Genomic DNA, 12,521 nt, shown 5'->3' on the forward strand with positions numbered 1-12,521 from the left:
GAAGAAAGCAGGAGGGAGGGGTGATCGATCAGCGCAGGGTGCCGTTGGTCATGCCGACCGGCTCCTCCGGTACGGCGATGAGGCCGAGCTCGGCCACGGACGCCATCAGCGGGTGGAACGGGACCACGCGCACGGTGTAGCCGAACGCGCCGGTGCGGTCGAGCGGCACGACGCCGGTGTAGTGCGCCCGGCCGTCGTCGCCCACCGAGTCGACCTTCAGCGTGACGTAGCTCGGTGACAGCAGCTCGTCGTGCGCGCCCACCCGGCCGTAGGCGGCCTGGACCTGGACGTCATCCGGCGACAGCTCGCCGAGGGCGATCGTGGCCCCCAGCTCCAGCCGGGCCCCCAGCTCGGGGGTGTCCCCGACGCCGGTCGCCTCGACGTGCTCGACGCGTACACCCGGCCAGGCCTTGGCCACGCGCAGCTTCCACGCCGCGAACAGCCGGGCGTTGCTGTAGCCGTCGGCCGCGAGCGACCGGGCGGAGACGGCCGCCGGGGTGTACAGGTCGGTCACGTAGTCGCGCAGCATGCGCCCGGCCAGCACCTTCGGCCCGAGCGAGCTCAGCGTGTGCTTGACCATCTCCAGCCAGCGCCGCGGCAGGCCGTCGGCGGCCCGGTCGTAGAAGCGGTCGGCCACCTCGCGCTCGATGAGGTCGTACAGCGCCGTGGCCTCCAGCTCGTCGCGGCGCTCGGGGTCGTCCACTCCGTCGGCGCTGGGAATCGCCCAGCCGTTGTTGCCGTCGTACCACTCGTCCCACCATCCGTCGCGGATGGACAGGTTGAGGCCGCCGTTGAGCGCCGCCTTCATGCCGGACGTGCCGCACGCCTCCAGCGGGCGCAGCGGGTTGTTCATCCACACGTCCGAGCCCGTCACCATGAGCTGCCCGAGCGCCATGTCGTAGTCGGGCAGGAAGACGATGCGGTGCCGCACGTCCTCCGAGTCGGCGAAGCGGACGATCTGCTGGATGAGCTTCTTGCCGCCCTCGTCGGCCGGATGCGCCTTGCCGGCGATGACGATCTGCACCGGCTTGTCCGGATCGAGCAGCAGCCTGCGCAGCCGGTCGGGCTGGTTCAGCATGAGAGTCAGCCGCTTGTACGACGGCACCCGCCGGGCGAAGCCGATCGTCAGGACGTTCGGGTCGAGCGCCTCGTCCACCCAGCCCAGCTCGGCCTCGCTGGCGCCGCGCTGGCGCCACGACTTGCGCAGCCGCCGCCGCGCCTCCACGACCAGGCGGGCCCGCAGCGTGCCCCGGATGCCCCAGATATCGGCCTCGGACAGCTTGTGCGCGCCCTCCCAGCCCTGCGCCTTGTCGATCAGCGAGGGCAGCTCCGCGCCGGCGAGCTCCATCATCTCCCGGCCGACCCAGGTCGGGGCGTGGACGCCGTTGGTGATCGAGCCGATCGGCACCTCGTCGACGTCGAAGCCCGGCCACAGGCCCTGGAACATCTCCCGGCTGACGCGGCCGTGCAGCTCGGACACGCCGTTGACCCGCTGGGCCAGCCGCATGCCCATGACGGCCATGTTGAAGACCGACTTGTCGGCGTCGGGGCCGTCGGGCTCGGCGCCGAGCTCCAGGATGCGGTCGACCGACACCGTCGGCCAGGCGTTCGACCCGCCGAACTGCCGGGCGATCATCTCGGCCGGGAACCGGTCGATGCCCGCGGGGACCGGGGTGTGGGTGGTGAACACGGTCCCGGCGCGTACGGCCTCAAGGGCCTCCTCGAACGACAGCCGGGCCTCGGTCAGCTCGCGGATGCGCTCAAGGCCGAGGAAGCCGGCGTGGCCCTCGTTGGTGTGGAACACCTCGGGCTCGGGGTGGCCGGTGATCCGGCAGTAGGCCCGGATGGCCCGCACGCCGCCGATGCCGAGCAGCAGCTCCTGCATCAGGCGGTGGTCGCCGCCCCCGCCGTACAGGCGGTCGGTCACGTCCCTGGCGACCGCGTCGTTCTCGGCGACGTCGGAGTCGAGCAGGAGCAGCGGCACCCGGCCGACCTGGGCCACCCAGATCTGGGCGTGCAGCACGCGCCCCTCGGGGAGGCCGATCTTGATGCGCGCCGGGGCGCCGTCCTCCTCCTTGAGCAGGGTGAGCGGCAGGCCGCCGGGGTCGAGGGAGGGGTAGTGCTCAAGCTGCCAGCCCTCGGCGGAAAGGGACTGGGTGAAGTAGCCGTGCCGGTAGAGCAGGCCGACGCCGAGGATCGGGACACCGAGGTCGCTGGCGGCCTTCAGGTGGTCGCCGGCGAGGATGCCGAGGCCGCCCGAATACTGCGGCAGGGCGGCGGAGATGCCGTACTCGGGCGAGAAGTAGCCGATCGCCTTCGGCGCGTCCTCCAGCGACTGGTACCACCGGGGGGCGGTCATGTACTCGCGCAGGTCGTCGGCGGCGTCGGCGAGGCGGCGCAGGAAGCGCCGGTCCTGGGCGAGCTCGCGCAGTCTTTCGGCCTCGACCGCGCCGAGCAGCGCGACGGGGTCGTGATCGACGCGCTCCCAGACCTCGGGATCCACCTCGGCGAACAGGTCCGTGGTCTCGGGGTGCCACGACCATCTGAGATTTTGGACCAACTCGCCCAAAGGTGCGAGCTGTGAGGGAAGGACGGTTCGGACAGTGAACCTGCGGATAGCTCTCACGGGGCCAGACCCTAGTTACTCAGCGCCACGACGCGCGACCGAATCAACCTTGCCGTACTGCGAAGCCAGTTCTCGAACGCTTTCACCACCATCAGACCGGTTCAAACCTCACCAAAGTACCCTTGACCTGGTGATGTGCGTGCCGGACTGCGGCGGCCGGCACGCAATGATCGATCTCCCCGCGGAGTCATCCCAAACACGCGAGCGGTCTTTCGTTCCGCAGGGGTAAGAGTGGACTATTAGGGCAACCCCTGTATGATGAGAAAGGACCGCGGCCAGTGGTCCGTGTCTCGTGCTGCCGCCTGACCAGAGCTGTTCCTGCCCCGCTGACCCCGGCGGCACCCGGTGTGCCGCCCCCGAGTACGAAGTGACGATGATCGGACGCATTCCCATCCTGGACATCCAGCCCGTCGTCGACTGCGGCCAGTGGCCCGCCAAGGCGGCCGCGGGAGAGACCTTCGAGATCAGTGCGACGGTGTTCCGCGAAGGGCACGACGCGGTCGCCGCCGGCGTGGTGCTGACCGACCCGAGCGGCACGCCGGGCCGGATGCTGCCCATGCGCGAGGTCGCGCCCGGCACCGACCGGTGGAGCGTGGAGGTCACGCTCCCCGCCGAGGGCCTGTGGCAGTTCCGGGTGGAGGCGTGGAGTGATCCGATCGCCACGTGGATGCACGACGCGGGCATCAAGATCCCGCGCGACCTGGACGCCGACCTCATGTGCGAGGAGGGCGCCCGGCTGTTCGAGCGGGCGGCCAAGGGCGTGCGGGCGGCGGACTGCACGGCGGCGGAGGCGGGCGGCACCTGCGGGCACCGGGCCGCGCTGCTGGCCCTCGCGGCCCGGCTGCGCGACGACGCGGTGGACCCCAGGGCGCGCTTCGCGGTGACCCAGCTGCCCGAGACCGCCGCGCTGATCGCCGCGCACCCGCTGCGCGACCTGCTCACCCGTTCGGGCCGCAACCGCGTGCGGGTGGACCGGCGGCGGGCGCTGTTCGGCTCCTGGTATGAGTTCTTCCCCCGCTCCGAGGGCGCCGTGGTGGGGCAGGAGGGCGTCGCCCCCAAGTCGGGCACGTTCCGTACGGCGGCCAGGCGGCTCCCCGCGATCGCCCAGATGGGCTTCGACGTGGTCTACCTGCCGCCGATCCACCCGATCGGGACGCAGTTCCGCAAGGGCCGCAACAACACCCTGACCCCCGACCAGTACGACCCCGGGTCGCCCTGGGCCATCGGTTCCCAGGAGGGCGGGCACGACGCGATCCACCCCGATCTGGGCACGATCGAGGACTTCGACGCGTTCGTCGCCAAGGCCCGCGAGCTGGGCATGGAGGTCGCCCTCGATCTCGCGCTCCAGTGCTCCCCCGACCATCCCTGGGTCAAGGAGCACCCGGAGTGGTTCAACATCCGGGCCGACGGCTCGATCGCGTACGCCGAGAACCCGCCGAAGAAATACCAGGACATCTATCCGCTGAACTTCGACAAGGACCCCGAGGGGATCTACGCGGAGGTCAAGCGGGTGGTCCGGCACTGGATGGACCACGGCGTGCGGATCTTCCGGGTGGACAACCCGCACACCAAGCCGGTCCGGTTCTGGGAGCGGCTGATCTCCGACATCAACACGACCGACCCCGACGTGCTGTTCCTCGCCGAGGCGTTCACCCGCCCGGCCATGCTGCGCACGCTCGCCAAGGTCGGGTTCCACCAGTCGTACACCTACTTCACCTGGCGCAACTCCAAGCCCGAGCTGGAGGAGTATCTGTGGGAGCTGTCCCACGAGACCTCGCACTACCTGCGGCCGAACCTGTTCGTCAACACGCCCGACATCCTGCACGAGTATCTCCAGCACGGAGGCGTTCCGGCGTTCAAGATCCGGGCGATTCTGGCCGCGTTGATGGCTCCTACGTGGGGTGTGTACTCCGGGTATGAGCTGGCCGAGAACGTCCCGGTGCGTCCCGGCAGCGAGGAGTACCTGGACAGCGAGAAATACCAGTACAGGCCGCGTGACTGGGCCGAAGCGGAGCGTGAGGGCCGCAGCCTTGCCCCGCTCATTACCCAGCTCAATTTGTTGAGAAGAGCGCACCCGGCGCTCCAGGAATTGCGTAACCTACGGTTTCACAACGTCGACCAGCCGGACGTGATCTGCTTCTCCAAGCGGCTGCCCGGCGCCTATGACACGGCCTCACGACGGCACGGACTAGGCGATGTCGTGCTGGCCGTCGTCAATCTGGATCCACACAACACACACGAGGCGACGGTCCGGCTCGACATGCCGGCCCTCGGTCTCGACTGGCATGCCGAGTTCGTCGTGGACGACCAACTGTCGGGCGAGTCGTACCGCTGGGGGCAGGCGAACTACGTGCGCCTCGACCCGCACGTCCATCCCGCACACATTCTCACGCTCCGCCACGGGTCAGCGCACCGCCCGTGAGCGCAGCTCGGCACATCCGGGGAGTCAAAAGGTGAGCTCGACGACACCTCAGCCCAGTCACACCCAGCCCAGCCACACGCAGCCGGTCCCCAACACCTTCACCGAGGAGGAGCCGCGGGACAAGTACTGGTACAAGCGGGCTGTCTTCTACGAGGTGCTGATCCGGGGCTTCGCCGACTCGAACGGCGACGGCACCGGCGACATCCGTGGCCTCATCGAGAAGCTGGACTATCTCCAGTGGCTCGGCATCGACTGTCTTTGGCTGCTCCCGCTGTACGAGTCCCCCCTCAAGGACGGCGGGTATGACATCTCGGACTACATGAAGATCCTCCCGGATTTCGGTGATCTGGGGGACTTCATCAAGCTGGTGGACGAGGCGCACAAGCGCGGCATCCGGGTCATCGCCGACCTGGTCATGAACCACACCAGCGACCAGCACCCCTGGTTCCAGGCGTCCCGCACCGACCCCGAGGGCCCGTACGGCGACTTCTACGTCTGGAGCGACACGGACGAGAAGTACAAGGACGCCCGGATCATCTTCATCGACACCGAGGCGTCCAACTGGACCTTCGACCCGGTCCGCGGGCAGTACTACTGGCACCGGTTCTTCCACCACCAGCCGGACCTCAACTTCGAGAACCCGGCCGTGCAGGACGCGATGCTGGAGGTCATCCGCTTCTGGCTCGACCTCGGCATCGACGGGTTCCGGCTCGACGCGATCCCCTACCTGTTCGAGCAGGAGGACACCAACTGCGAGAACCTGCCGGCGACCCACGCGTACCTCAAGCGGGTGCGGGCCGAGGTCGACCGGCTCTACCCCGACCGGGTGCTGCTGGCCGAGGCCAACCAGTGGCCGGCCGACGTGGTGGAGTATTTCGGCGACCCGGTCACCGGCGGCGACGAGTGCCACATGGCCTTCCACTTCCCGCTGATGCCGCGCATCTTCATGGCGGTGCGGCGGGAGTCGCGCTACCCCATCTCGGAGATCCTGGCCCAGACGCCCAAGATCCCTGAGAACTGCCAGTGGGGCATCTTCCTGCGCAACCACGACGAGCTCACGCTCGAGATGGTCACCGACGAAGAGCGCGACTACATGTACTCCGAGTACGCCAAGGACCCCCGCATGCGGGCCAACGTCGGCATCCGCCGCCGGCTGGCGACGCTGCTGGACAACGACCGCAACCAGATCGAGCTGTTCACCGCGCTGCTGCTCAGCCTGCCCGGCTCGCCGGTCATGTACTACGGCGACGAGATCGGCATGGGCGACAACATCTGGCTCGGCGACCGGGACGGCGTCCGCACGCCGATGCAGTGGACGCCCGACCGCAACGCGGGCTTTTCGAGCTGCGACCCCGGCCGGCTCTACCTGCCGGTGATCATGGACCCGATCTACGGATATCAGGCGATCAACGTCGAGGCGCAGCAGAAGAGCGCCAGCTCACTGCTCCACTTCACCAAGCGGATGATCGAGATCCGCAAGCGTCACCCGGTGTTCGGCCTCGGTGAGTTCACCGAGCTGAACTCGTCCAACCCGAGCGTGCTCGCGTTCGTGCGCGAGCTGGGCGACGACCGGGTGCTGTGCGTCAACAACCTGTCGCGCTTCCCCCAGCCGGTCGAGCTCGACCTGCGCAGGTTCGAGGGGTCCACGCCGGTCGAGTGCATGGGCGGAGTTCCGTTTCCCCCGATCGGCGAGCTTCCGTATCTTTTGACGCTCCCCGGGCATGGGTTCTATTGGTTCACACTGCCCGTCACGAACAGGACGGCCGGCACGAAGGAGGAGTGACGACTTCACTTCAGGGACTCCTGGCCGGCTGGATCACCGGACAACGGTGGTTCGCCGGCAAGGGGCGCGCCATCGACGACCTGTCCATCGACTCCGAGATCGAGATCGCCTCCGGCGACCCGGCGCTGGTCCATCTGATCGTGTGCGTGCGGCAGGGGGAGCGCCACACGCGCTACCAGATCCCGGTCGGGCTGCGCGAGCACCTGCCCGACCGGCTCGGTCACGTCCGGATCGGCACCTGCCGCCGGGGCGACGGCCGCGAGGTCGAGATGTACGACGCGCTGCACGACTCCGTCCTGACGGCGCACCTGCTGGAGGGGATGGCCGGCGACCGCCGGTTCGACGGCCTCGGTTTCCACCCCGCGCACGGGGTGGAGATCGACACCTCGCAGCGCAGCCTCGTGCTGACCGCCGAGCAGTCGAACACCTCGCTGGTGTACGGCGACAAATACATATTCAAGCTGTTCCGCCAGCTCAACCCGGGAGTCAACCCCGAGCTGGAGATCATCACGGCGCTCGCGGACGCGGGCTCGGCCCACGTGGCCAAGCCGTACGGCTGGATCGAGACCGAGCTCCAGGGCGAGCCCACCACCCTGGCGATCATGCAGGAGTATCTGCAGAACGCAAACGAGGGCTGGTCGATGGCGCTGACCAGCGTGCGCGACTTCTACGCCAGCCCCGAGGGCATGCCGGCGGAGGACGCGGGAGGCGACTTCGCCGCCGAGGCGCGGCGGCTCGGGCTGGCCACCGCGCGGGTGCACCGGGAGCTCGCGCGGGCCTTCCCCACCGGGACGATCGAGCCTCCCGAGATCAAGCGGATGACCGAGCGGTTCCGCCGCCGCCTCGACAAGGCGGTCGCCGAAGTGCCGCCTCTCGGCGAGCACGCCGCCGTGGCCGCCGAGGCGTTCGACCGGCTGGCCGACCTCGGTCACGAGATCCCGGTGCAGCGCGTGCACGGCGACTACCACCTCGGCCAGGTCATGCGCACGATGACCGACTGGGTGGTGCTCGACTTCGAGGGCGAGCCGGGCCAGCCGCTGGCCGAGCGGCGGGCGCTCGACTCGCCGCTGCGCGACGTGGCGGGCATGCTGCGCTCCTTCGAATACGCGGCGCGGCATCTGCTGGCCGGGCATCCCAACGCCGAGGCGCTGGAGTGCCGGGCCCGGGAGTGGTCCGAGCGCAACCGGGCCGCCTTCCTGGCCGGCTACTCCGAAGGCGGCGGGCACATCCGAGGCGACGACGCGGTGCTGCTGCGCGCGCTCGAACTGAGCAAGGCGGTCTACGAGGTCGTCTACGAGGCGCGCAACCGCCCCTCGTGGCTGCCCATCCCGCTCGCGGCCTTTCGCTGACAAGATCGGGGTGTTCGGAGGGATATATCTAGGGCAGGTTGGGCGACATGGACTTGGACCGGCTGGCCGGGGGCGCGCATCACGACCCCCACTCGATCTTGGGGGCCCATCCCGGGCCCGACGGCGTCACGATCAGGGCCCTGCGCCCCTTCGCGGAGAAGGTCGAGGTGCTGGCCGACGGATCGGCGCACACGATGAGCCATCGCGCGTTCGGGGTGTTCGAGGTGACGCTGCCCGGCGTCGACAAGGTCCCCGGCTATCGCCTGCGCATCACCTATCCCGACGCTCCGCCGTACGAGACGGACGACCCCTACCGGCACTGGCCGACGCTGGGCGAGCTCGACCTGCACCTGATCAGCGAGGGACGGCACGAGCGGCTGTGGGAGGTGCTCGGGGCGCGCGTGATGCGTCACGAGGACGTCGACGGGACGGCCTTCTCGGTCTGGGCGCCGAACGCGCAGGGCGTGCGGGTGATCGGCGACTTCAACCACTGGAACGGCGCCGCCCACCCCATGCGCTCGCTCGGCCGGTCGGGCGTGTGGGAGCTGTTCCTCCCCGAGATCGGCGAGGGCACGCGCTACAAGTTCCAGATTCTCGGCCTCGACGGCATCTGGCGGGAGAAGGCCGACCCGATGGCCCGCCGCACCGAGGTGCCCCCGGCGACGGCCAGCATCGTCGAGAGCTCCGCGTACGAGTGGCGCGACGAGGAGTGGATGACCGCCCGGCCGTCGCACGACGCCCTCACCGAGCCGATGAGCATCTACGAGGTGCACCTGGGCTCCTGGCGCCCCGGCCTGTCCTACCGCGACCTCGCCCGCGAGCTGGTCGAGTATGTCAAGGACATGGAATTCACCCACGTGGAGTTCCTGCCGGTCGCCGAGCACCCGTTCGGCGGCTCGTGGGGATACCAGGTGACCTCCTACTACGCCCCGACCTCGCGGTTCGGCTCCCCCGACGACTTCCGCCACCTCGTCGACGAGCTGCACCGGGCCGGCATCGGCGTGATCGTCGACTGGGTGCCCGCGCACTTCCCGATGGACGAATGGGCGCTGGCCCGCTTCGACGGCACCCCGCTCTACGAGCACGCCGACCCCGCCCGCGGCACCCACCCCGACTGGGGCACGTACGTCTTCGACTTCGGCCGCAACGAGGTGCGCAACTTCCTCGTGGCCAACGCGCTCTACTGGCTCAAGGAGTTCCACGTCGACGGCCTGCGGGTGGACGCCGTGGCCTCGATGCTCTACCTCGACTACTCGCGGCGCGAGGGCGAGTGGACGCCCAACGTGTACGGCGGCAGGGAGAACCTCGACGCGATCGAGTTCCTCAAGGAGATGAACTCCGTCGTCTACCGCGAGGAGCCGGGAATCATGACGATCGCGGAGGAGTCGACCGCCTGGCCCGGCGTGTCGCGGCCCGTCCACCTCGGCGGGCTCGGCTTCGGCTTCAAGTGGAACATGGGCTGGATGCACGACTCGCTCAGCTACATGTCCCGCGAGCCGATCTATCGACAGTATCACCACCACCAGATGACGTTCTCCCTCATGTACGCCTTCTCGGAGAACTTCGTGCTGCCGCTGTCGCACGACGAGGTCGTCCACCTCAAGGGGTCGCTGCTGGGCAAGATGCCGGGCGACGAGTGGCAGCGCTTCGCCAACCTCCGCGCGTTGTTCGGCTTCATGTGGGCCCACCCCGGCAAGCAGCTGCTGTTCATGGGCGGCGAGTTCGGCCAGGGCGCCGAGTGGTCGGAGGCCAACGGCCTCGACTGGTGGGTGCTCGACTTCGACTACCACCAGGGCGTACGCCGCCTGGTGAAGGATCTCAACCACCTCTACCGGGAGTCGCCCGCGCTGTACACGCGCGACCACACCCACGAGGGCTTCCGCTGGATCGACGCCGACGACGCCTCGGGCAACGTGCTGTCGTTCCTGCGCTACGGCGCGGACGGCTCGGTGCTGGCCTGCGTCGCCAACTTCTCCGGCGCCCCGCACGAGGACTACCACCTCGGCCTGCCCACTCCCGGGCGGTGGGAGGAGATCCTCAACACCGACGCGTACGAGTACGCCGGGAGCGGCGTCGGCAACATGGGCTCGGTCGAGTCGGTCGAGACGCCGTGGCACGGGCTGCCCTGCTCGACCCGGCTGCGCGTGCCGCCGCTCGGCGTGGTGTGGCTGCGCCCGGTGGAGAGCCCGACGGCCGTGAGCCCGGAGATGGACGCGCGCGCGGAGACGACCGGGAAGGCGGACACCGGGAAGGCCGGCGCGGAGGAGGCGGACTCCGAGCCCGGGGGCGCGGTCGCCGGGTCCTGAGCCCCGCCGGCGGCTTACGGCTCTTTCAGCAGCGCCTCCTTGGCCGCGGCGGCGAGCCATCTCTCCGCGCGTTCGAAGTCCCAGCCGCGTTCGCCGACGAGCAGGAACCAGGAGCGCTGCCCCAGGTAGAACTGCCGCCGCTCGGCGTCGTCCGACCGCGGCCGTGGAGAGCCCCGCAAGGCCGGTCAGATCGTGACGACGACCTTTCCGGCGGCGTGGCCCCGCTCCACGTACGCGACGGCCGTGGGGAGCTCGCCGAACGCGTAGGTGCGGCCGATGACGGGGGTGACGTCGCCGTCCTCGACGAGGTCGGTCAGCCGCATCAGGTCGCCCCGGGCCTTCTCGCCGTACGCCACCTGGGCGGTGACCACACGCTGGGACACGAACGGCGACGCCGCGAGCGTCCCCATGATGTGACGGACCGGCTGCAGCCACCGCCCGGCAGGCCCGCCGACGACGACGTGCGTCCCCCGGGGCTTCAGCACCCGCGCGCAGGCCGGCAGCGCGCGGGTGCCCGCGATGTCGATCAGCAGGTCGTGACGCCGTCCGCGCCGGGTGAAGTCCTCCTTCGTGTAGTCGACGACCTCACCCGCGCCGATCGACCGCACCAGGTCCGCGTTGCGCCCGCTGCACACCGCGGTGACCTCGGCGCCGAACGCCTTCGCGAGCTGCACCGCGAAGGTGCCCACGCCGCCCGAGGCGCCGTTGACGAGGACCTCGTGCCCCGCCTGGACGCGTCCCAGGTCGAGCGCTATCAGCGCGGTGACGGCCGCCATCGGCACCGCGGCCGCCTGCTCGAACGACAGGTTCCCCGGCTTGCGGGCCAGCGCGCCCTCCGGCACGCACACATACTCGGCGAAGCCGCCCTGCGTGAGCAGCGCGAACACCCCGTCGCCCGGACGGAACGCGGTGACGCCGGCGCCGACCGCCTCGACCTCTCCCGCCACGTCGGCGCCCAGGATGCCGATGCGCGGCCTGCGCGGGCCGACCGTGCCGCCCATCAGGCGCGCGACGTACGGCTCGCCTCTCATGTGGTGCCAGTCGTACGGCTGGACGGAGGTGGCGCGCACCCGCACCAGCACCTCACCGGGGCCGGGCGCGGGCGTGTCTACGTCGGTGAGCTCCAGGACGTCGGGCGGACCGTACGAGCGGATGACGTACGCCTTCATCGCATTCTCCTCGTCACCTCGGCGGTGGGAGGGCCAGCGTAAGAAGCGCCGCATGCGGGGCGTATCGGCCGAAAGTACGCCCGATCGGCAGCCGATCGGGTGGCGCGAGTCCGGCCGTTCCGCCGATGAAACGCCGCCCCCGCGCGAACGACGATCGCCCCATGACCGAATCCATGGAACGCCCCGCGCTCGGCAGCTTGCCGGGCCGGAACCGCAGGGCGGGACGGCTCGTGCCCGCCGCGCTGATCGCGCTCAGCGCCGTCCCGGTGATCGCCGGCTCCACCCGGCTGGGGCAACTGGCCGGGGGCGGGCCGATCACCCACGACAGCGTCCGCTATTTCGCGACGCCCGCGCCCGTCGTCGCGCACATCGTCTCCGTCACGCTCTTCAGCATCCTGGGGGCGCTCCAGTTCGCCCATGGACTGCGCCGCCGCAGGCCCGCCTGGCACCGCACCGCCGGGCGGCTCGTGGTGCCGTCCGGGCTCGTCAGCGCGGTCTCGGGGCTGTGGATGACGCTGTTCTATCCCCCGTTGCAGAACGACAGCGCCCTGCTCGTCGGCCTGCGGCTGGTGTTCGGCACCCTCATGATCGTGTCTCTCGTCCTCGGCTTCGCGGCGATCCGGCGGCGGGACGTCACCCGGCACCGGGCCTGGATGACGCGGGGCTACGCGATCGGCATGGGCGCGGGCACCCAGTTGCTGACCGTCGGTCCCTGGGTGGCGCTGGCCGGCGAGCCCGGCCCGCTCCCCCGGGCGCTGCTCATGGGCGCCGGCTGGGTGATCAACCTCGCCGTCGCGGAGTGGGCCGTACGCAGAGGCTCCCGGCTCCCGTACCGGAGGGTGAGGTAGGCGGCCCGTGTCCCCGCC

8 protein-coding genes are annotated in these 12,521 nt (G+C 70.0%); 5 read left to right on the forward strand and 3 right to left on the reverse strand.

The window, feature by feature from the left end:
- Positions 1 to 28: 28 nt before the first annotated feature.
- On the reverse strand, positions 29 to 2,626 hold the full coding sequence (gene glgP / locus HCK04_RS07400; protein WP_142646191.1) for an alpha-glucan family phosphorylase: 2,598 nt from the start codon (positions 2,624 to 2,626) through the stop codon (positions 29 to 31).
- Between the two features lie 373 nt (positions 2,627 to 2,999).
- On the opposite strand from glgP, the gene HCK04_RS07405 reads away from it, so the two are divergent.
- Genes HCK04_RS07405 through glgB form a run of 4 tightly spaced genes read left to right on the forward strand, consistent with a single transcriptional unit; the run spans position 3,000 to position 10,486 of the window.
- Positions 3,000 to 5,048, forward strand: coding sequence for an alpha-1,4-glucan--maltose-1-phosphate maltosyltransferase (locus tag HCK04_RS07405; protein WP_142646193.1), 2,049 nt, complete (start codon positions 3,000 to 3,002; stop codon positions 5,046 to 5,048).
- A 31-nt stretch (positions 5,049 to 5,079) separates the two neighbouring features.
- On the forward strand, positions 5,080 to 6,831 hold the full coding sequence (gene treS / locus HCK04_RS07410; RefSeq protein ID WP_142646195.1) for a maltose alpha-D-glucosyltransferase: 1,752 nt from the start codon (positions 5,080 to 5,082) through the stop codon (positions 6,829 to 6,831).
- The gene (locus tag HCK04_RS07415) at positions 6,828 to 8,180 is read left to right on the forward strand and encodes a phosphotransferase (protein ID WP_142646197.1); all 1,353 of its coding nucleotides are present in this window, start codon (positions 6,828 to 6,830) and stop codon (positions 8,178 to 8,180) included. The genes treS and HCK04_RS07415 overlap by 4 nt, the downstream gene beginning before the upstream one ends.
- A gap of 47 nt (positions 8,181 to 8,227) precedes the next feature.
- The gene (gene glgB, locus HCK04_RS07420; protein WP_142646199.1) at positions 8,228 to 10,486 is read left to right on the forward strand and encodes a 1,4-alpha-glucan branching protein GlgB; all 2,259 of its coding nucleotides are present in this window, start codon (positions 8,228 to 8,230) and stop codon (positions 10,484 to 10,486) included.
- 14 nt (positions 10,487 to 10,500) lie between these two features.
- Here glgB and HCK04_RS07425 read toward each other — a convergent pair whose 3' ends face one another.
- Positions 10,501 to 10,665, reverse strand: a complete 165-nt coding sequence (locus tag HCK04_RS07425; RefSeq protein WP_168065712.1) for a hypothetical protein — start codon at positions 10,663 to 10,665, stop codon at positions 10,501 to 10,503.
- Positions 10,666 to 10,671: 6 nt separating this feature from the next.
- Positions 10,672 to 11,655, reverse strand: a complete 984-nt coding sequence (locus tag HCK04_RS07430; RefSeq protein ID WP_142646200.1) for an NAD(P)-dependent alcohol dehydrogenase — start codon at positions 11,653 to 11,655, stop codon at positions 10,672 to 10,674.
- Positions 11,656 to 11,816: 161 nt separating this feature from the next.
- On the opposite strand from HCK04_RS07430, the gene HCK04_RS07435 reads away from it, so the two are divergent.
- On the forward strand, positions 11,817 to 12,503 hold the full coding sequence (locus HCK04_RS07435; RefSeq protein ID WP_240971093.1) for a DUF2306 domain-containing protein: 687 nt from the start codon (positions 11,817 to 11,819) through the stop codon (positions 12,501 to 12,503).
- The last annotated feature ends 18 nt before the right edge of the window (positions 12,504 to 12,521 follow it).

The sequence above is a fragment of the Microbispora sp. CL1-1 genome, from assembly GCF_012034195.1.
Classification (GTDB): domain Bacteria; phylum Actinomycetota; class Actinomycetes; order Streptosporangiales; family Streptosporangiaceae; genus Microbispora.